Raw genomic sequence first — 22232 nt, forward strand, 5'->3', positions numbered from 1 at the left:
TTTTTAGTCCATGGTCTGACACCCTAATAATTTGATAATGTCAGCTTCAAACAAGCAGTATACTCGATAGCCCCAAAAGGTATGATCTTTTATAACGCACCACCTTGTCATTTCAACCTCATCCAAACATTTATTGTTAACAAAACACCTATTAAACTGCTTAAATTAGTTATGTGAATTTGATACTTACAATTTATTAATACCAATAACCTACCAACAACCAAGCCAGTTCAATCAAAGTGAAAAGATAACTATGTATTCTAAATTACTGCATTTAGGTCTTACCACTATTCAAAATACAAATCTTAACTAAAACAAGAAATTAGCTAATGTAAAAACTTGATTTATAGCCAAACTGAACCATGATTGTGTATGTGGAAAATAATAGTAAGGAAAGACTTATCTCAACCCAACCCATGCTTGGGAAAAATAAAAACTTAGGTGCAACATGAAACTACAAAGCCTTTTTATCATCGTTGTATTAGTAAATTTTTTAACTGCTGTTATCGTTTATAGTTTTAGCCAGTTAAGTTTAATCATGCTAAGCGTGTTACTCGTGGTTATTTGCTTGTCACTAGGTGCTTTATACAAGGTTATTAAACCCAACTTTAATGCACTGACTAAAACAATCCTTGATAACCCCTCAAACGACGCCTTAAATGAGTTAATAGCCTCATGTAGCCTCATTGATATTCAAGAAACAATTTCACAGCATGCTGGCTCGACAAATCAAATCAAGCAAAGCTTAAAAACCAATCAAGAGTGCGCTGTCTTACTAGCTGATACCTGTGAAGAGCTTGGACATGCTTCAAAAAAGATAAAAAGAAACAATAAAATTCAAGCTGACGCGTCAAATAACATGGCCGCAGCTGTCGAAGAAATGACAAATAGTATTTCAGTTGTAACCAATCAAGCACAATCAGCCGCTGAACATACAATGGAATCAAGTAAAGTCGCAGATGATAGTGCAAATGTTATTTTAAGCACCATTGAAGGAATAAGAGACATTTCAGAATCCGTAGAGAAAGCAGCAAATAACATCGCAGCGCTACGCAGTGACAGTGAAAGCATATCTGATGTAGCCAATATGATTAAAGGCATTGCCGATCAAACCAATTTACTGGCTCTTAATGCAGCCATTGAAGCGGCTCGAGCTGGTGAGCAAGGCAGAGGCTTTTCAGTTGTCGCCGATGAAGTAAGGCAACTTGCTGAACGCACTTCGCAATCTACCCAAGAAATTAACGAACTACTTGCTCGTATGTTAGATTCTGCCAAGTTAGCATCAGAAAGTATGTTAACCACTGAGCAAGCGGTGCAAAAAGGAGTCGAAAACGCTCAACAAGCCAGTGATTCAATTAAAGCCATTCGACAAGGTTCGTCTGCCGCAGTTGAAGAAGTTTCACAAATATCAGTAGCCATCAAAGAGCAAGAGTTAGCCAGCGCTGAAATCGCCAAAAATATTGATCAAATAGCGCAAATCAGTGCACAAAATAATGAAGCGGTTTCAAAATCAATTCAAGCTTCTGAAAGTTTATATGAAATAAGCCAAACTTTAACTCGTTCTGTAGAAAGCTGTTTGCTTAACACCAGCCAACAAGAATTGAGATTAAGATCAGCCGATGTTTTAGACGATGATTACCCCAGTGTAAAAGCATTGCATGATATGGCAAATCAACTCAATAAAAATAGCAATGGGAATATATCGTTAAAAATATTTACTCAAGGTGCATTTGGTACAGAAACCGACGCACTTGAACAAATGGCTAAAGGCTCTTTAGATATGGCACGGGTAAACATTGCCCAGTTAAATCATTCCTGCCCTGAATCATTGGTGCCAACCTTGCCCTTTTTGTTTAATTCGGTTCAACACCTACATCGCTGTTTAGATGGGAAACCAGGTGAAATACTAACTCAAGCCTTGTCCAAGGGTGACTTTATCTGTTTGGGCTTGCTCGATAGCGGCTCAAGAAATATGTACGCCAGTACGCCAATACGTTCAATTAAAGATATAAAAGGATTACGCCTTCGAGTTCCCCCTTCTAAATTATGGGAAGGTATTGCTCAAGCATTAGGTACAGTACCTCATGCCATTCCAATTGAAGATACGAAAACAGCATTACAAACTGGACTCATCGATATGGCTGAAAACAATATATTTGCTTATGAAAGTTTTCATCATTATGAGGCTTGTAGTTATTTTTCACGTACCGAGCACGTCATTACCCCAGACGTATTAATGTTTTCCAAAAAAGTTTGGGAAAAACTGTCGGATGATCAACAACAAATGATCTTAGCCGCGGCACAACATGCCGTATTGCAAAGCCGGTCTTATTGCAAAACATCTGAACGGCTCGTTGAAAATAAAGCACGGGAGCATGGTGCAATCTTTGTCGACAATATTGATAAAGCCTCATTCAGCCAATCTATTAAATCGGTATACGACAAATTCATCACTTCTTCAGCCCAGAAAAAATTAATTCAGGCGATAAGAGCGATACATTAATCAATATAGAGCTTGATGAAGATTTGTCAGGAACAAAATACTGTTGTCTTGCTCTTTTACTCAGAATGGTTTGCAGGCTCTGCAAGCATAAATGCTCGCCCACAAAAAATTGATCCTTCAAAGCAAATTTAATTAATCGCTACCTTTCCTTATTATTCAAATTGACTTAGCAACATTTTATTTGCCACAACATCGACCCCATTGTAATCAAATACACTTGAGCTATCCGTTATAAAACCTAATTTAGTGTAAAACGCAATAGCCTGTACGTTAGTGGCCACCACATATAATGAAATCGGTAAGGGCATTTTTGTCAGCACTTGGCGCAATAGCTTGGCACCTAATCCTTTTGAGCGAAAAGGTTTATCGACATACAATGCAATGACTGTACTGTCTTTGTAGGCACAAAACCCGTTAACACGTTCATCTTCCGCCAGTAAAATGTCAGATGAAAAAATAATTGGGGCTCTTTTGTTATCTTGCTCTAATGGCAATAGCGTCAACGGCTGTGGTTCGAAAACAAATTCATCTAGCTTGCAGCGGTTATACAAAGCAACAATGGCTTGATAATCACTATCGGTGGAGTGGCGAAATTTCATGGTAAAGCACCTTCCTTGCGTAAACTGACTAAAAAGAGATGTATCGCAGTCAATTTTTATAAAACCAAGCCAGTATAAAAAACTGTCGGCAAAAACGGTAGCATCGGAGTCTATAGTCTTGTCACTCTGGTTTTAACAATAATCAAAAACGCCGCTTAAAATGATTTTAAGCGGCGCGTTTTAAGCAGTTTTTAAGCTCTGTGCGAGATTAAATTACTCTCGCCCATACTTTTGCTCTAATCTTGCTTTACTCTTGCCCTTACTCTTGCCAATACTGCAACACCTCTTTTAGTTGATAGTAAGCGGCTTTCTTGTTGCGGTAGTGATCAACAACGCCCCACTCTCTAAACCCAGATTCAGGTGTACCCTTATAGTTACTGCGATAATCATTGTATGCCCACAACGAGAATCCCATTAAATAGGGGTAATCTTTTAACGTGCGTAAATCGGCCACTAGCTCGTCTTGTAAACGCGCATCTTTAGTGCCACCAAATTGCTTAAGGCCAATTTCAGATAAAAAGATCGGTTTGCCGGGAAAGTTCTTATGTGTTGCCTCTACTTTTTTGACCGCATTGCTGTAACTATTAATTGAAATAAAGTCGAGTTTGGCAAAGGGTTCATTGCTTAAATTGGCATACTGACTAAAAGCCGTTAACGATACATAAGTTTTTAATCGCGTTGGATCTAATTCAGCAACATAATCCAGCATCGAATTAATATAGCCAAACTGGTCAGGCGTTAAAGTTTTTTTGCCCCAAGGCGGCACAGGATCGCGTAACTCATTACCGACACTCCACCCGACAATAGAAGGATGATTAAAGTCGCGCTCAATCATTTCTTTTAACCACTGTTTAGTCAATGGGTTGTCTGGAAAGCTTTGTGGATCATCATCGCCCCAAACTGGGATCTCACCGATAATTAAATAGCCAAGACGATCACATATCTCCAGTAAATTCTTTGACAAAGGCGCATGCATTAACCGAGAAAAATGGCCACCCAAGGCTTTAATATCACGCATGTCACCCATCACTAAAAAGTCAGGCTCAGTATTACCATAGCTAGGATGATCATGAACACGGTTTATACCATTTAATCGAATCGGTTCATTATTAAAAAAGAACTGCTCACCTCGAACTTCAAACTTACGCACACCAAAATTATCAAGTTGGCTGTCGTAAACATAATTGTCATTACGAATAGCACTATTCAATGTATACAGATAAGGCTGATTAATGTGCCATAAATGATAATTTTCTAGTGGCTCGACAAATTTGACATTGGTTTTAGTGATTTGGTTAGGTGCTAAAGTAACCTGAGTATTTAATTGTTTCTTTTGCTTTTGGCCATCAAAAATAATGGTTTCAATGTTGCTTGAAATAGCTTGATTAGAATAACTTTGTAACTTGTAGTCGATTGAATAGGCGATTGTTTTAGTTGCAAAGTTTGGCTCTGCACTAATATGTTGATGCACAATCCGCACTTGGTTATCTGCCAGTAGTGTAACATCGCGACTAATACCGCCCCAAGCCCACCAAGCACCGCGTTGATAGCTGTTGTCTGCCATAACGACTAATGAATTAGCTTTATTAAAATTGACTAAATCTGTTATCGCAAATTCAAAAGGGGTATAGCCACCAACATGCTTACCCAAATATTGGCCATTAAGCCAAACTTTAGCCGTTTGATAAACGGCATCAAATTTAATACGTAAGTTTTTTCCCTGCCAAGATGAAGGTACAGCAAAGGATTTTTGATAATACGCTTTACCCGAATACTCACTGTATTTTTTAGTCGTATCCCAGTTACCAGGAACCGGCATTTTGTCCCAAGCTGCATAATGCGCCTGTATTAAGCTGTTATCAGATGCAAATTGCTCAGTGGTAAATTGCCAATCACCATTTAATGAAACCTGCTGATGGCTAGCGAAAAGGGTAAACGACAGCAAGGTGAGCATTAGCATCATCATCACCTTGGTCGTTAACATTCTTATCTGTGTAACGAGTTGAAAATTCATCATTTTTACCAATTCTTTTTGTTAATTCTGCGCGGGCGTAAATTTAATGGCATATACGCCCACTAGTAACACTCTCTATAACTTTATGTCAGGTTAACTTGAACCTGACACCTGCCTGACTCCTGTATTAGTAGCCCTTAACTACTGACCAAAACGACGTTGATATAAATTACGATTAACCTCTTGCGCCGCTTCCACTAATGGTGGATAAGGAATATCCGTGGTTGTTACAAAGCCTACGTTGTAATTTTCACCGTCATGCGCTCGCCCTGTGATTGGCGAGTCGATATACTGGAACCAGTGCGCACCAACCAAGGTAGGGTTATCAATCACCGTAGCCATGTAGTTTTTGTACATAGCCGCACGGCCTTGTTGACTGCTGGCTAAAATAATCCCTGGATGCGGGTTACCTGTATCGTCGCTACCAAAGTGAAACTCACCAATAATGGTTGGCATATCCAAGTCTTTTAGGAAGCCCCAAGTTAACTCATCTAAACCTTCACGATAGTAGTTATAGCTCATGACATCTACGTGCTTTTTAGCTGCCCAGCGTGCTTCCGGTGAAGTATTCCATGACGTAAATCGAGCGCCCATATACATATGGTTTGGCATGTAAGTTTTAATGGCATTTTTAACCACTCTAAAATACTCGTCTGCGTAGGCTTCTAGCAACCATGAAAAATCGGCCAGCATGTTTTGGTTATAATCTTGTTGCTTTTTATAATTTACGCCATCCGCGAGTGCCTGCCACGAGGTAATATCTCGTTGCCACGTATCACTTAATTGAGTAATGCTCTTATATTTATTTTTCAGTAACCGCACAAACTCAGCTTTCGTTGGGCTGTCTTGTGCATTCCGACTTAACGCGTCAATCACGATACCATAGCGGCTAATGGGTTTACCTTCGCCGCCCCAGCTCATTTCGTTATCAATAAATACCCCTACGCACCAAGGGCTGTTTTTAATTTCCTCGGCGATCACTTTAGTCGTCACTTTAGCTCGACGCACAAATTCAGGATCGAATGGATCCGGCATCGCTCCCCAGAAATCAGCGCCTGAACTGACCTTTTTAAAGTCACCAATAATCCAACCATTAGCGAAATAAGGCACTTGAGTATTGTCATAAAACATAGGATCGGTCCAGTTACCAAACGACGTAAATCCCCAGTGCTGCATACGATCCAATGTGACTTCGCGCCATTTTTCTAAATAAGATCGCGGTGACGACTCACCATAGCGACGCTCTAAATTCGCTTGATAAAAGCTATAAACTTCTCCATGTTTAATTGGCCCGCGATGAGATTTACGACGGTATCCATAATGTTCCGCTAAATCACTATCGTAGTCTGGCAGCCACTCAAACATGTTGCGCCGCGTGGCGTTGCTAACATAATGTGTTTTTTGCGCTTCTCGGTAATCACCACCTATACCTTGAGAATCTTCAGGCGTAACATCGTTAGGATCAATATAGCGCACCGAGTCATCTTTATAATCAATACCGGTAAACGTTGACGTATTTGACATACGCGCGTTAGCAATACCTGTTGAAAAATAAAGGTACCCTTCAGGGTCAACCATGGCCCATTTATCGCCGACTTTTTCAGTTCTAAAGTAGCCGGTTGCGGCTAACTTAGGACCTTGCTTCCAGCCACCAAATTGACTGCGCTCAGGCCAAGGCTGCATTTCACTTAATTCTTTCAGCTCTTTTGCGGCAATTTTACGTAACTCAGATTCTGATTTAACTTTTAACGGAAAATCAATATCAGCGCGCTGACCAAACTTATCGACAATTTTTGTTAAAAACTCGGTGTTTGGCTCACCCGTTGACGCAATGCGTAAGTTATCTACCACCACTTCATTCGCGTTAATTTGGGTTTCGGTATACAACTTAACGGAAAACACTTGTGAAAAATCGATGGTTTTTTTACCACCACGCACAATCATTTTGCGCTCATCCGATTTAAATGAAGGTGGCAAATCGCGCATACCAAAGTCGGCATCCAATCCAAAACCTGCTAAATCAAAATACGCTTTAGCTGTTTCACCCACATCCAAACCAATTGAGCGACGTTGCGTTTGACCATTGGCTCCTGTGACATCAGCTGTCAGCATTACAGGATTGTTACCCGTGTTTTTTACATCAAACTTAAACGCATAGTTAACTAAATTTTCTATTTGCCAAGGTGATTGCGGTTTAATACTAATACCCGACCGTAGCGTATTCGTTTTAAAGGAAATTTTTAATGCCGAAGTGGGAAACACGCCATTAACTAAAGCGACTTGAGCATTGAGTGCTTTAATTGAACTAGACAGCGTTTCGGTTGCAAAATTATCAATAATGACATCGTTTTTTGACGTTGCTTGACTATCACTCACTGTCACTTTTGAGTTTAGTTCACTGTTATTTTTTGACTCACCGCATCCTACAACAGCCATACAAGCCAAGCTTGCTGGAATCAATAATCGAGAAACTTTTGAATGTTCAAATGGCAAACAACCATTATTTTTATTAACTATTTTTGACATCGTAAAACACAAACCACCGTATCGGTTAACAATACACAATCTATAATAGCAACAAAATAACAAAAATCTATTAATAATCTGCAAAGAAGTGTAAGCCTAATTCGCTAATCAATTCATTGAAAAAGCAACCTTCGTCTTATTTAGCGTATTTTAATAAATAACATTGTTGATTTTAACAAGCTAAAAGCTTTAACAAGCGTCAATCTTAGACTTACAGCAAAGCTAAACGGCAGATATAAAATTAAAAGACAAAATAGAATGTATCTATATATGATACAAGATGGGTTAAATTATGAATTGAATGAAAAATAACCGTTTTAAACAATTATCAAAGTGTTCAGGTTTTAGGGGGTAGTTTCTAGTTCCAAACAAAATCTGCGCATGTGGGAAACAAGCAACCTTTGGTGAATAAACATAGTCTGGTTTAAGCAAAAGTCACAGGGTGACTGTCTGCATGGATACCGTGTATTCAGTATCTTGCTTGCTTGATAATTTAGGGTGGTAATTTTTAACTTGGCTGGCGGGTAAAGCTGGGCTGAAATACCAGCCTTGAATATAATCAACACCAAGATTTTGCACAAAGTCTAACTGTTCTTGTGTTTCTACGCCCTCAGCAACTAATTCAAAATCTAAACTTTGGCAAAGTCGACAAATTTCTTGATACAACACGGCCCCTTTTGGCACACACGCTTCATCGAGCATAGATTTATCTATTTTTATCGTTTGGGCACTGATTTTCGTCAACATAGAAAGGCAAGAAAAACCCGTTCCAAAATCATCAATTGACACCTGAATTCCAAATGTGCGTAATTCTTTTAACGCCAACTCTATTTCACTTGAAAACTCCATATAACTAGATTCAAGTAATTCTAATTCGACTTGCTCACCACAATCAGCCAATTGCTCGATTAAGTGTTTGACAAACGCTGGGTTGATTAAATTATTCGGGTCAATATTAATACTTACCTTGGGACAAAATTGCTCCGTTTGCCACTGTTTAAGTGCTTTGGCGACTTCGCTCACCACCCAGTTATCAATGGGTAAAGAAAACCCCTCCTTTTGCAACACATCTAAGAAGTAAGGACCGACAATAGAGCCATCAGGGCGTTGTAAACGAATTAGTGCTTCAAGCCCATACATACTAGCCGAGCTTATCGACACCTTAGGTTGGTAAAACATAATTAGCTCACCATTATTAACATCGTCAATAGCATTGTGTATCGCACTGACTGAACGGCGCTCAACGTGATGCTGTTTAACATGGCGTTGCTCACTCAATAAATCCATTCCATCACGCAAAGATAACTTTTTGTGTAAAGCCAACTCAGCCTCTCGCATGTGCTGCTCTTGGCTACTCGCTAATACAAAGGGTCGATAAATCATCATACCCAGTAGAATAAGGCTAAGCTGAAACAGTACGGCTAAATAACTACCGTCAGTCGCCAGAAAAACATTAATTAAGTCCGGCATAACCCAGGTGTGCTGATATTCAATAAATTCAATCCAACCTTGTGTCACAATTGCGAAACCAAGCCAGCAATTCAACAAGGGCACCAATAAAAACGGAATTAATAATCGAAAATTAAATGCAATAGGCAATGCAAAAATAATAATTTCATTGATATTAAAAATAGCAAAAGGTAAAGCAATCAACGCTATGCGACGCGCATGCTCGTCTTTTGAAAATAGCAATATAGCTAAAATTAAAGACCAAGTTGCTCCACCGCCACCAAAATTAACAAATAAGTCAGTGAATTGATGAATGGCTAAATGAGTAACGATTTCAATTTGATAATAATCAACCACACCATTTGCGGATTGCTCGAACAATAAATGAAACGTATTTGAGCCATGTAAACCAAAGCCCCACAGCAAATTGGAAATAAATACTCGTAAACTGATCAATACAATGTGATCACTCGTTGCTAAAAAACTCACTACAGGTTGGGTTAATACATTAGCTAACTGAGTAAGACTGATTAATAATATAGGCAAAACCAGAACGCAGGTTAAAGAGGGTAATAATAAATTGACGTGACGCTTTAAATGGTGGCTTACCGCATTAGATTGGATAAAAATCAGGTTAAACTTATCTTCGGCAGCCTTTAATAAATATGGTGTTATCAACATAACAGCAAGCAAGCGGGGATCATTACTAAGAGAAGCTAGATGCAAATGCTCAACCTTAGCTATACTGAATAGCTCAGCAATCAATAATGATGACAACCCTAAAGCCAACACAGCGATAGCGGGCACGTTAATATTTTTAGAAAAGTGAAACGCAATTGCGATAGCAGCCAATGGGGCAAAACAGATACCTAATGACTGAGAAATGCTAAATAGCAGACTAGACAAGTTTGGAGCAATATTAAGCAATTGCAGTACGGAAGAACACAGCGTTACAACAGAGCTAATGATCAAAAAAGGCAATAGAGAAATAAACGCTTCGCGGATTGAAATCATGAAAGTCGAACCTGCAGTTCTCTCAAGATATAACTTCACTCAACCCCCAAATGATTAGTTTTTTCTAATCTAACTTTTCTATCAAATCGCGTTACTTTACAACAATATCATACATTTTAATTCAACCATAATGGGGATCGACTACAAACTTCAAATTCTTAATTGAGCTTAGGTCCAAAAAAGTCAATACAATTAAGAGGAAATGTTAATTAAATCAAACAGATTTATAGACCTTATTCAGGAGAATATCTGTGAGGGAAAAGGTAAAATAATAATGGACGGGCTCCGCCAGTAAACAAGATTCAATTACCGGTAAACTTGAACTACTTTTTGTTCGTACTGGCCTTGCGATAAACCTCTTCAATCGAAAGATTATAAGCCCCGCGTCATTTCGTTTAAATAATAATAGATTTAAGAGTTGCCGTCGCTTTTCTTAATTCTCTATTATTCAGATGCGTGATCAATATTTGATAACGAGCAACCGACTCAGCAGTAATTGTCGATAAATCAAAATTAACGAAAGTTCGCATGGCTATTGAATGCCATACCCCAAGCAAATCATTACCACCTATCGCGACTAACTGGCGATGAAATGTAATGATTGAATCTAAAGTGCTTTCAGTGTCTTCACTAGCTAGTTTAGTTTCAATCTGTTTAACCAAGTTTGCCAGATCAGCTACTTGCCATTCATTTTTCTCATTGATTGCGTACTTAAGCGCTTTAGATTCAATATTTAACCGCAGTGAATGTAATGTCTCTTTCATTTCTTTCGGCAAGGACTCAACAACTTTAGTGCCAGCATTATCTTTACATTCAACAATACCTTCTTTATCTAGCTTTAATAATGCATACCTTACGGGTCCACGAGAAACACCAAATTGCTTAGCTAAACTATACTCATTAATTTTACTACCTGGCTTTAATCGTCCAGTCATTATTTCTGAGCGAATAATACTGGCTATTTGATGGCGAATTGAAACTATTATTGGTGTACTCATAGTCATACTCCCTACAATTATCGATAAACGGCGCGAAGAATAAATTTCTGTTTTACAAATAAAAACTAAGCTTTAGAAATTAAGGAATAAACTTCAAATCGAGCCATAACCTTTCATCATTAAATGGTGTTTTAGATGACATATTCGCGTTATTAATAAATATTTTTTTACGACTGCCCAATTTAGCCAGCTTTAATGCATTGTGGACCATAGGGTAGTTATAAAAATATTGATCAAAAGTACCGTCTTCGATCATGGCGTTCAGGCCTGTTTCGATTTCTTTGGCTAATTGTCGGTTGTCATTACTAACAAAAAAATAAACCGCAAGCGGGTAAACCAGTAACAAGTCTTTTTCAACAACAAGTGGCAACTCGGCGTAACGTTTAACTTCTTCAAACGGTTCATGCACTCCCCTAGGGTACATATCAAAACGCCCCCCATCTAACATGTAAAACAAGTTTTCATATTTTAGAGTCGTCACAACATTTAACCCTGCTGATTTTAATACCTTAGTGTCAGCCCACATAGCGCCTTGGCCCAACTTTAATTGTTGAAGATCATTTAGCGTATTAATATGGCTAAATTGACTCTGCTCCCCTTGACGTATAATAAACAGACGATGACCGATTAACCCTTTAAATAACGGCACACGAATCGGCAGCATTTTTTCTTCATAGGCTTGATTGGTTGCAACCCAAATAACATCTAACTGGTTGTTAGTAACAAAATGAACAAGCTGTGCTTCATTTAATTTGTTTTCCCGTTGCTGTAAGCGATAGCTTTTATTACTGCGCGCCAACGCCATTTTAAGCAACTCATATTGATAAACATCATTAGCTGAACTGGCATTATTAATACTCAATTCAATATCTTTTGCATTTAACTTAAGGTTTAGCAGTATCGTGATTATTAAAATAACCAGTTTAAAATCAAAGTTAAGACGAAACATAGTTAACTCGTTGCATGGGCGCTTGGCGGCAGCTAACACCTAACTGCCACCCAAGCTTTATAGTTTTGTTTGATCAATTTCCAGTACAAACGCGGTTGAGGTTTTATATTCGCCTCCCATCAGAGCCAAAAATAAGTATTTAGGTTTTCCATTCTCCATCAGCACTTGTGGACGTTCCATACGCTCTACTTTTTGCTCATCTGGTAGAAAATAGGTATTGGTTCGATAACCTAATTTAGGTTTAGACCAATTAATGCCATCGTATGAATCTAACATTAAGCCAACATGAGGATGGATAACCCCCATATCACGCATAATCATGTAAAACTTGTTACCCGAATGGTAAACATAAGCATCTTCAACCTGTTTTTTAATACTAGAAAAACTAACCAAGGGATTTTTTGGGTGTTTTGTGTAAGGGCCTTTAATGTCTTTAGCAATAGCCACACCCATTTTTCGCATGTTATCGTTGTATTTATCCCACGCTTTATAGTAAAGCCAATACTCACCATTTGGGTGTTGTAGTAGAGCTGGGTTAGTCGTTAAATAGCTATCCCACTGATTTTTATCTTGGCTGATATCTAAAATAGGGTCGTCACTCACGCGAACAAAAGGACCATATAAGCTGTCGCTTAACGCCAAACCAATACGTTGAGTCGACGCATGATGACCATCATAGTCAGCTGCGCGTTTTAAATTATTACCAATAAAAAACAAGGCATATTTATCACCAACTTTTTGAATAGTCGGATTATGAATGGTATCAGCATCCCAATGCTCTCCACCGCGCCCTGTGAGTACGGTACCAAGTACTTTATATGGGCCTTCTGGCTTATCAGCTACAGCGTGAGCGATTTCACTGTGGCTTAACCAACGACCATGGGTACCACGCCAGCGAGAAAAAAATACGTGAATTTTACCATCGTCGCCTTTAATAGGAGAAATTCCCCAAACATTCCAATTTTTTTCCTGCAGTATGCGTTTACCATTAGTCAGAGCCTGACTAAACTTCGACTCCACAATGTTATAAGCGCCAAGATCATCAGGTAAGCCATGATGGCTTTTTAAATCCGCAGAAGCTGTCGATAATATTGAAAATGACAAGCCAATAGCGAGTAAAGCTTTTATTTTAGTGATCATTTTTATTCTCCGAGAAAAATTGGGTTAATAACGGATCTTGGGTATCTAACATTTTCTGAAAAATCACATCATCAAATTGATTAATAACAACCTGTAAATCTGGATTACTGGTACGAATCAAGTTAGTTGATTCCTGTGGATCATTCTTCAAGTCATAAAATTCATCTCTGCCTTTATTGATGTAATCCTTCACTAACTTGAATTGACCGTCACTATACATACGCATACCGCTAATAGACTGATGTTTAGTCGTATACGCTGCATAATAATCAGTTGAAGAAATGGCTCTTTTACCCGTGAGTACAGGTAAAACATTGTTACCTCGAATTAATGTTTCAGGTTTAGCTTGCGCCTTTGCAGCAGCAATTAAGGTTGGAAACCAATCAAGATTTGAAACAGTCGATTGATTAACACTGTTCGCAGCAATATGATTAGGCCAGCGCACAATTGTCGGAACTTTAATTGAGTTATCATACATATTAGGTCGTTGATCATCCGGAATATTGTTAGAGTTATCTTGTACTCTATCTTTTAAGATCCAGTGCCCATTACCTTTGTGCCAAATACCATTATGGCCCATGTTGTAGCCATGATCCGATGTAAAAACAACCAAGGTATTATCAGCTAAACCTAAATTATCCAAAGCTTGCAGTATTAAGCCTAAATTGCGATCAATGCTGCGTACACTAGATAAATACTCAGCCATATAACGTTTAACACGTTTGACATCTAAATTAGGATAATCTGGATTAGGGATCACTAAATCAGCGTCTTTATAAGGTGCGGCGTCCTCAGGCGAAACAGGTAACCAAGTCGTATGTGGCGCTCGATAGTGTAAAGAAAGTGCGAATTTGCGATCTTTGTTTTCATTCAAAAACTTAAGTGCGTAATTAGTGAGTACGTCTGCTGTTAAGCCTTTCTCATCCACATTGCGTCCAGCAATTTCCAGCTTAGGGTTTTTGGTGTTTGCACCACCAGAACGAAAACCATTAAACTCACTATATCCCTGTTGTGTTGGGTGGTGAGCATCTGATATACCTAAATGCCACTTACCAACGAGCCCCGTGTAATACCCTGCTCGTTGCAACGCTTTAGGCCAAGTTTCTAATTTAGGATCTAAACCTAATTCAGGTTCCAATGGATTTAAACCAAACTTTTTATAATGGGTATTAATCCAATCATCTATTCCTAGCTCATAACCGTAGCGTGATGTCATTAAACCGGCACGAGAAGGACTACACACTGGCGTGGTAGTGTAAGCATTAGGTAAGCGCATACCTTGTGAGGCAAGCTTATCCATATTAGGTGTAATGGCTTGATTATTTCCTGATGCACCCAGTGCCCATGGCGCTTGGTCATCAGTATATATAAAGACAATATTGGGCGCTGACACAGCTTCATTTTCAGGGCTTTGTTGACACCCATTTAAAAATAGTTGGCTAATGGCAATTGCACTTAAAATAGCCCAAGAACGTATACGGGTTTGATATTGAATTGGCGTTTTTACCATATTTATTCCCCTTGTTAATAACTCGCCAAGGCAGAAATCGTTTCATCAATTTTACCCGGCATAAATATGCAAATATTGGATAAAAAAAGCCTATTACGCACTGGACATAATAGGCCTAAAAGAGGAGACCACTCGGAGAAGTGGCTTCTTTAAGAGATTTAAATACTACAGGTTTGAGCTTAATTAGCGTTATTGTAATAAAGGCGAAAAATAGGAAAATAGTGTCAGGTTTTGATATATAAAAACATTTATTTGATATTTATTCCTAAAAAGTACTTTTAATTATACTTTGTATAAAAGCCAAATAGAGTGCTGAAAAAATCAACACTAAACGTCAACACGCCCTAACAATACAAAAGTTAGATTAACAACAAACTTCCAAACAAAAAAAGGGGAAGCCCTAATTAGGACTCTCCCTTGACCGACAACACAAATGAGAAATTAATTAAGCTCTCTTATCGAGATATTATCCAAGAAAATATCAATACCACCACCATGAGCATTAAAATAAATATCAAATCTTGAATTTAGGTATGATTTATTTGGATCTTGAATATCTTTTACAGGTATATCTAAAGTCACTGTGGACCAAGTATTATTTATAGTAAATTTGGTAAAACTACGAGTTGGATTTTGGCCTTGCATGATCTGTTCTACAAAACCAATACGCGTGCCTACTTTGGTCTTAGCGTCAAATTTAACTCGATATGTTTTACCAAAATTAGATTTATCTTCCAATAGACCCAATAGTTGCGGTGCTTCGTCTGGGCTTAGCGTGATGCCTGTATTTTTGGTACCCGGAGATTGGATATGAATACCATACATTCCAGCACTTGCCGCTTCCTCTTTGACCGTCACTGTGGCACCCCCGCTTGCATTTTGCCAATAACCCACCCATGGGGCGATAGAATCAGCACTGAATTCAAAGTTACCGTTTTTGCTAAATAAAGCGTTGGAGTTAGGTACGACTTGAACTCGCACAATATCACCTAACCCTTGCTCTTCAGTGACCACTTTAACTGCAGTTGCTCCACGAGCACCAATCACACCTGTCGCTTTACCTTGTGCATCTACAGTTAGCTTCGTCTCATCATCAGAGCTCCATATCAAGTTGGTATTACTGCTATTGTCTTGAGATTTAAAATTAAGCAAGGCTTTTAAAGATAGCGTTTCACCTTCTTCAACTCTAATAACCTCAATTTCGCTATCTGCATCATCGACAATCGCCACACCTGTAGGTTTGTTCGAATCACTGACCACACTTAGGTCATTAGTTTTTACGACAAGGCCATCGGCAGAAGTTGCGGTTATTGCCACGTCACCGGTTGCTTTAGTGGTTAATATATCACCTGAAAAAGACGCAATATTATTATCGCTTGATGTCCAAGTGATTTCAGGAAACGTCGCGTCGACTGGTGATACCAATGCACGCATTTTAGTACTAATACCAACAGGTAATTCAAACGAATTGTCGGCAAGTACATCAATATCCGTGACTTTAGTTTCAGCCCCATTTACGGTCAAGTTAACCCAACGCTCTACTGTCGTATCCGACCCATTATCAAGGTCATAACGAAAACGATAACTTACCGTTTCACCATAAACTAATTGATCAGTCCATAAACTAGGGGTGATAATAATTTCTTCTAACTCTTTGGTTACCCCACCGTTGGGCAATGCTGGCTCTGTTGGTAATTTAATCCCGTCATCATCAGTTAAATACTTGTACTCAAAATTTCGGGCAAATACTCGACCACCGGTATTGACAATATCTGCCAATAAAGAAACACGCTTAATATCGTCATCTTCGCTTACTACGATATTGATCGACTCTACCTCAAGTGTTACAGGCTCTATTTGACTGCCGTCAACGTTACTAGAAAAATCTTCATTACAGCCAGCTGTTAGAGCGGCTATCAGCATGGCAAGCATGCTGGCTTTAATATTATTATTCATACGGTTACCTATTGTATTGTTGGCACTTGTTACAAGTGCCAAAACACGACTAAAAACTTAAATCCAACTATTTAGAATCTTACAGTGACGCCTAAACGTACTAAGCGACCTGTACTGTACTTTCTGACTTCACGCGAGCGCGTAACCGAACTGTCATCCATAGGGTTGCCTTCAACCAACAATACGGGAACATCGTTACCATCTTCGTCTTGTACAACTTGACCTAAATCCATACCTGTACTGGTATAAAAAGTACGAATAGGTTCTTTAGTTAAGTTAATTCCTTGCAATGAAATCGATATATTTTTATTCAGTTTGTAGTTAGCTGCGAAATCTAACTGGCCGCGGGCATCTTCCCATAGAGAACCGCCAGCTAAACCTCGTGATTGCAACTGAATCGAATTATATCGATGAGTAAAGCGCAGTGAATGGCCGTACTTTTCCCAATACAAAGCTGTATTAACAGTATGCTTAGGCGTATACAGTTCAGCCGATGGAGGTAAATAAGTTCCCGAATCTAACTGAACACCAGATGTCTTTGATTTAGAATAGGTATAGTTAATATTGGTCCCTAAACCAGACAAATCACCCGGTAAAAATGAGAAGTCATGACGATAGGTAAACTCTAAACCTTTGATACTTGAATCTTCGCGGTTACGATAAGTTGTAACAATAATAGGCTTACAACCCACTGATAATGCTTCTTTAAATTGAGTGACAGGCACACGATCAGGCATACAATTACTGTTTAACGCATCTTTTGTATTGTCTTCTGGTAGGACAATATCTTTTAAAGATAATGTAGTTAAATCATGTTGATGCCTAACATCGGTATAATAATAGTCTTCTGATACTCGCTCCGTTTTGTTTTTGATATCTTTCGAAAATAACGCCACTGACAATTGCGATGTTTTGTTAAAATACCATTCGTATGATAAATCTAAATTATCCGATGTTAAGCTATGTAAACTCGGGTTACCTGCAACTAAGGTACTTTCAGCATTCCAAATACGTTCGTTTAAGGTAAATCCAGCTAGCACTTCATTAAAACGCGGTCTAGCCATGGTACGTGATGCGGCAAATCGCACTATGGTGTCTGGAGTTAACGCGTAATTGAGGTTTAAACTAGGTAAATAAAAGTCTTCAGTATTTGTTCCTGTCGCTGTGAACACGCGTAAATCACGATCAAAGGCTCCCAGTGTCGATTGGTCTGCATGGCGAAAATGATCCCACTGGTTACGCCCATGTCGACCAACAGGGACAGCTAGGAAAGGATCTGCGACTTGTGGATCACTCCAACTACCCGCTGTGTTAATAAAGTGATGAGATAAGAAGTAGTCATAACATTTTTGGCTACCATCAATACTGTATTGAGAAGGTACCAGCGCCCCCTCTTCGAGCGTTACGCCATCACGCGTAGTAAATGTTTGACCTTCTTTTAAAACGTATGTGCCATCTAAGCGGATTTCTCGGTTATTATTTGCACCACCGCGTGTTAAATCAGTACAACGTCCACCATTAACGATATTGCCGTTACTATCAAATTCCGCTTTATTTTCTAAGCTCGCGTCAAACAATCCCGCTTGGATCAGCTCATGCGGGGTATAAACTTTGTCCTGATCATAATATTGAATACGACCTTGACCCAATGGCGTACTCGTTTCAGTATGAACATAGCGAATACCCACATTGCCGCTTAAACGCGAGTCGAAAAATTCAAAATTAACTTTACCGTATAATGAATAATTATCTTGATATGTGCCATTTTCTAACGGGATATCTTTGTTTTGCGATAAATCATCAATACTTTTGACTTGGCGTAAGGTCTTTTCTGCGCTGATTAAGCCCCAACCATTTAAAAAGTCATTGCTATATTGCGGTGAGCTAGCAACCAGATCCCCCATGAAGTCGTCAACACCTAATGGCCTGTCGTCAATAATATCTGCAATACGAATATCACTAACACTCGCTCCTTGGATCGGTTCACCATCAGGGCCAAATACCGTAATTTTTGCGCCCTCAAATATTTCAGTCTCACGCACACTGGTTTTATATCTTTCAGACCACTTCGCACCAAATTCAATATCGGTAATATTGAAATTATCAATCGTCCAATCAAAGTCTAAAAATACACTTTTATTAGTATCTAAATCTGAACGAAATATCTCATCATAAGCAGTTAAATGTGACGCATAAGGGTCAAGCGGGTTAAAACCCGCAGATTGGTTACCTTCTTTTGGCGTACCAATGGGCGTAGCAATAAATGGAGACGTTGCCACCACCATTTGACAATCACCCGTTGAGCAGTCATAACCCGTTGGCTGAATTTTATCTAGTGGCGTATTGCGGGTAGCGTCAAGCGGTGTAGTGGCCCAAGAAGCCGTGCGAATATTAGTCGAAGGCAAAGAATTCATTTCTGTGCGGCTATAGCCTAACTTTAAATCCATTTTTAAGTCATCAGTAATGTATTGTTGTAGACTTAATGTGCCAACTAAATTTTCTCTTTCGTCCCCGCCTTGGCTACGACCAAAGTTACCTGCCGCGTTACGATTTAATGCTTTGATTAACGTATTGGTATGGGTATCAAGCGTCCACCAATCATATTGAGGATCATCTAAATTATTGTCACGATCGTTAACGCCATTGCCGTCTGCATCAAAAATATCTGGGGTAACGTGTCGAATAAAATGATTGTCATTAATTAAATCTTGATCGGAATAACTTAAATCAAGCTTAATATCTGTGCTATCTGAAGGTCTAAATTGAATGGCTGAATTAACTGTAAATCGATCGCGTTTGTTTTGATGTAAAGAGTAAGCAATATTTCGGCGGATCAGCGCATTGGTTTCATCAGTAATAATATTACCTTCCGTATCTCGTGCACCTTGTGCTCTGACTTTAACCACATCATAAGGCTTAAAGTTATCGGCACTCACCTCATCGCGACGAACTGACTGGGTTTCTTTTGAAACGGTAAACAAAACACCTAACGTTTCATCAAATAATTTATGTGAAAACGTGCCTGATAATTTATAGTCATAACGATCACTATAGTCACTATAGCGACTCTGTAATGTTAGCTGTTTGCGATCTTGTTTAAGCGATAACGGTTTAGGTGTAGATAAAACAACATTGGCACCAAGCGAACCTTCATCTTGATCTGCACTTGATGTTTTATACACTTTAATTGATGAAAGAATATCAGACGAAAACGAACTTAAATCGACACCTTGGTCTGCACCTGAACTGGTTAGTGAAACGCCATTTACGGAAATATTATTAAATGCTGATGATGCCCCGCGAACCGAAATTTGCGTACCCTCACCATCTTCGCTCTGAACAGAAACACCCGTCACTCTCGATAATGCATCAGCAATATTTTGATCAGAGTTTTTACCAATATCTTCTGCATAAATAGCATCAACAATAGTACTACTATTACGTTTATCAAAAATAGACTTTAATACGCTACCTCGATAACCCGTTACTTCGATAACTTCAGCTTCATCGTCTTTTTGTTCAGTTTGTTGCTCTGCTGCCTGAGCAATATAACTAATGCTGCTAGCAGCAATAGCAAGTGATAACGCACTCAATTTAAATTGTGCTTTGGTACTAGACATAAGTTGTCTCCTAGAACATGGAAATCTACCCTAAGGCAATAACTTTTTATGTTGTTTTAGTTATAACTATTAAGCTGATAAAATCGCCATTCACCCTAATCAATGTAGTCAGTAAATAACTTTTCTTTAAACTTAATCCACGTACTAAATTTAACAATTAATCAACACTCACCTGTATGACAATAATGGCAATTATTAGGACAATAATTGCAACCTCACATTTAAAACAATAAAATCAAATGCAAATCACGTGTTATTTTAACAATTAGTCAATCGACTTGTTAAAAATCAAATATTCACAAATTATTTTAATGTCGATACAAATAAATACATTATTTTTACTTTTTCAAAGTAAAAATTAGACAGAATTGAAAGATAAAACACAGCCATTAATTGAAAATAAAAATTCAAATTTGATTTTAAAGTATAGAGTTATGAAACGAATTTTTATCAGTATGCTAATGTTTTTAGGATTTCAGTTTTGTTGTTTAGCCAATGAAAGACCAAATGTTATTGTTATTTTGGCTGACGATTTAGGTTACGCCGATGTTGGATACACTGGAGCCCAAGATATTTTCACCCCCAATATTGATCAATTGGCCCACAACGGGGTGGAGATAACAAACGGCTATGTTACTCACCCTTTTTGTGGTCCAAGCCGTGCGGGGTTAATGACAGGCCGCTATCAAGCTCGATTTGGCATGGAAATAAATATTTCCAATTCCTATTTTGATTTGTACAACGGTTTACCCTTAACTGAAACAACCTTCGCAACTCGCTTGCAGCGCGCTGGTTATCAAACAGGAGTGATAGGTAAATGGCATTTGGGTGGTTCCCATATATACCATCCGAACAACAGAGGCTTTGATTACTTTTATGGTTTTCTCGCTGGCGGTCACACCTATTTTCCTGATGAGATAAATTACACCAGACCATTACTCAATAAAAAAGGTCAACCTGCCTATGTGGCAAATGAAGGTGATTACCTCCCCTTAATGCGCAATAACAGAGATGCTGAATTCAATGAATACCTCACCACAGCATTAAGCAAAGACGCAGCTAGCTTTATAAAAAGAGCTCGCCAAGCAAATTCTCCATTTATGCTCTACCTCGCATACAACGCACCACATCAACCATTACAAGCGCCAAAAGCCACTATAGACAAATATAAACACATAGAAAATAAAGAACGCCGTATTTACGCTGCCATGATAGATGAAATGGATCAAGGCATTGGTAGAGTTATAGCTGCATTAAAAGAAACCAAACAATTTAACAATACTCTCATTTTCTTTTTATCTGATAATGGTGGTGCCGCGTCCTATCCTGGGCACAATAAGCACGCTAAAAGCGCATTTTCCAATAGTGGTCAATTTAGAGATGGTAAAGGAAGCATGCGTGAAGGTGGCTCACATGTGCCTTTTATTGCCCACTGGCCAAATAAGCTTAAACCACAAAAATATAACGGTTTAGTTTCAGCATTAGATATAGCAGCGACGGCTGTAGCCGTAGGAAATGGTGACCTATCAGGCAAAACCATGGATGGTGTCAATCTCATCCCTTACCTAACAAATCAACAATCGGGATCTCCGCACCAAGCGTTATTCTGGCGGACCAAAGAAAATAGATGGGCTGTACGAACGCAAAACGCCAAATACCTATTAGAAGATAAAGGCCAAGCAGAACTTTATAATATGATTGACGACCCTTATGAAACTCACAACATAATAGACAAAGACAGAAAATTACGCCAAGCGTTAGCTTCTCTTTGGAATCAATGGAATAAAGACAATATTAACAATCGTTATTTATCTCCAACTCAATATCAAAAACGCCGCATTGCGTTTTTCAAACAGATCTATGACGAATCGGAATTAAAAGCTCAAAAATCAAAACCGTTAATTATTAATTAACCACGCAAAATCCCCCAGTAAACATTAACTTTGCTGGGGGA

12 protein-coding genes are annotated in these 22232 nt (G+C 38.7%); 2 read left to right on the forward strand and 10 right to left on the reverse strand.

Translation table 11 applies throughout. The features are described from left to right. Window positions 1–448: 448 nt before the first annotated feature. Window positions 449–2503: a TRAP transporter substrate-binding protein DctP gene (gene dctP / locus C2869_RS01950; protein ID WP_108601360.1), complete on the forward strand. Its 2055-nt coding sequence runs from the start codon at window positions 449–451 to the stop codon at window positions 2501–2503. 152 nt (window positions 2504–2655) lie between these two features. Here dctP and C2869_RS01955 read toward each other — a convergent pair whose 3' ends face one another. The 10 genes from C2869_RS01955 to C2869_RS02000 all read right to left on the reverse strand — a co-directional run bounded on the left by C2869_RS01955 (window position 2656) and on the right by C2869_RS02000 (window position 20278). Further along, window positions 2656–3102: a GNAT family N-acetyltransferase gene (locus tag C2869_RS01955; protein ID WP_108601361.1), complete on the reverse strand. Its 447-nt coding sequence runs from the start codon at window positions 3100–3102 to the stop codon at window positions 2656–2658. 259 nt (window positions 3103–3361) lie between these two features. After that, window positions 3362–5119: a glycoside hydrolase family 2 protein gene (locus tag C2869_RS01960; protein ID WP_228710737.1), complete on the reverse strand. Its 1758-nt coding sequence runs from the start codon at window positions 5117–5119 to the stop codon at window positions 3362–3364. A 138-nt stretch (window positions 5120–5257) separates the two neighbouring features. Next, entirely contained in the window at window positions 5258–7642 is a 2385-nt protein-coding gene (locus tag C2869_RS01965; protein ID WP_228710738.1) for a beta-galactosidase, read from the reverse strand. 435 nt (window positions 7643–8077) lie between these two features. Continuing rightward, window positions 8078–10105: an EAL domain-containing protein gene (locus C2869_RS01970; RefSeq protein ID WP_108601363.1), complete on the reverse strand. Its 2028-nt coding sequence runs from the start codon at window positions 10103–10105 to the stop codon at window positions 8078–8080. Window positions 10106–10500: 395 nt separating this feature from the next. Further along, entirely contained in the window at window positions 10501–11103 is a 603-nt protein-coding gene (locus C2869_RS01975; RefSeq protein WP_159083992.1) for a GntR family transcriptional regulator, read from the reverse strand. Window positions 11104–11182: 79 nt separating this feature from the next. Then, the gene (locus C2869_RS01980; RefSeq protein ID WP_108604921.1) at window positions 11183–12052 is read right to left on the reverse strand and encodes a type 2 periplasmic-binding domain-containing protein; all 870 of its coding nucleotides are present in this window, start codon (window positions 12050–12052) and stop codon (window positions 11183–11185) included. A 57-nt stretch (window positions 12053–12109) separates the two neighbouring features. Continuing rightward, window positions 12110–13192, reverse strand: coding sequence for a glycoside hydrolase family protein (locus C2869_RS01985; RefSeq protein ID WP_108601365.1), 1083 nt, complete (start codon window positions 13190–13192; stop codon window positions 12110–12112). Further along, window positions 13182–14702: a sulfatase-like hydrolase/transferase gene (locus C2869_RS01990; RefSeq protein WP_108601366.1), complete on the reverse strand. Its 1521-nt coding sequence runs from the start codon at window positions 14700–14702 to the stop codon at window positions 13182–13184. The genes C2869_RS01985 and C2869_RS01990 overlap by 11 nt, the downstream gene beginning before the upstream one ends. Window positions 14703–15143: 441 nt before the next feature. Further along, a complete protein-coding gene (locus C2869_RS01995; protein WP_108601367.1) occupies window positions 15144–16658 on the reverse strand; it encodes an Ig-like domain-containing protein in 1515 nt (504 codons plus the stop codon). A 71-nt stretch (window positions 16659–16729) separates the two neighbouring features. Further along, window positions 16730–20278 (reverse strand): TonB-dependent receptor domain-containing protein, encoded by a 3549-nt coding sequence (locus C2869_RS02000; protein WP_108601368.1) that lies wholly within the window; start codon window positions 20276–20278, stop codon window positions 16730–16732. A 434-nt stretch (window positions 20279–20712) separates the two neighbouring features. Here C2869_RS02000 and C2869_RS02005 point away from each other — a divergent pair, with 434 nt between their 5' ends. Next, entirely contained in the window at window positions 20713–22191 is a 1479-nt protein-coding gene (locus C2869_RS02005) for a sulfatase family protein (protein WP_108604922.1), read from the forward strand. Window positions 22192–22232 lie beyond the last annotated feature (41 nt).

Source organism: Saccharobesus litoralis (assembly GCF_003063625.1).
GTDB lineage: Bacteria > Pseudomonadota > Gammaproteobacteria > Enterobacterales > Alteromonadaceae > Saccharobesus > Saccharobesus litoralis.

What these genes read in the sequence shown, in the direction of transcription:
- C2869_RS02000 (WP_108601368.1), bottom strand. Translation starts at nt 20,278, where the DNA reads ATGTCTAGTACCAAAGCACAATTTAAATTGAGTGCGTTATCACTTGCT.
- dctP (WP_108601360.1), top strand. Translation starts at nt 449, where the DNA reads ATGAAACTACAAAGCCTTTTTATCATCGTTGTATTAGTAAATTTTTTA.
- C2869_RS01995 (WP_108601367.1), bottom strand. Translation starts at nt 16,658, where the DNA reads ATGAATAATAATATTAAAGCCAGCATGCTTGCCATGCTGATAGCCGCT.
- C2869_RS01985 (WP_108601365.1), bottom strand. Translation starts at nt 13,192, where the DNA reads ATGATCACTAAAATAAAAGCTTTACTCGCTATTGGCTTGTCATTTTCA.
- C2869_RS01970 (WP_108601363.1), bottom strand. Translation starts at nt 10,105, where the DNA reads ATGATTTCAATCCGCGAAGCGTTTATTTCTCTATTGCCTTTTTTGATC.
- C2869_RS01960 (WP_228710737.1), bottom strand. Translation starts at nt 5,119, where the DNA reads ATGATGAATTTTCAACTCGTTACACAGATAAGAATGTTAACGACCAAG.
- C2869_RS01965 (WP_228710738.1), bottom strand. Translation starts at nt 7,642, where the DNA reads ATGTCAAAAATAGTTAATAAAAATAATGGTTGTTTGCCATTTGAACAT.
- C2869_RS01975 (WP_159083992.1), bottom strand. Translation starts at nt 11,103, where the DNA reads ATGAGTACACCAATAATAGTTTCAATTCGCCATCAAATAGCCAGTATT.
- C2869_RS02005 (WP_108604922.1), top strand. Translation starts at nt 20,713, where the DNA reads ATGAAACGAATTTTTATCAGTATGCTAATGTTTTTAGGATTTCAGTTT.
- C2869_RS01955 (WP_108601361.1), bottom strand. Translation starts at nt 3,102, where the DNA reads ATGAAATTTCGCCACTCCACCGATAGTGATTATCAAGCCATTGTTGCT.
- C2869_RS01980 (WP_108604921.1), bottom strand. Translation starts at nt 12,052, where the DNA reads ATGTTTCGTCTTAACTTTGATTTTAAACTGGTTATTTTAATAATCACG.
- C2869_RS01990 (WP_108601366.1), bottom strand. Translation starts at nt 14,702, where the DNA reads ATGGTAAAAACGCCAATTCAATATCAAACCCGTATACGTTCTTGGGCT.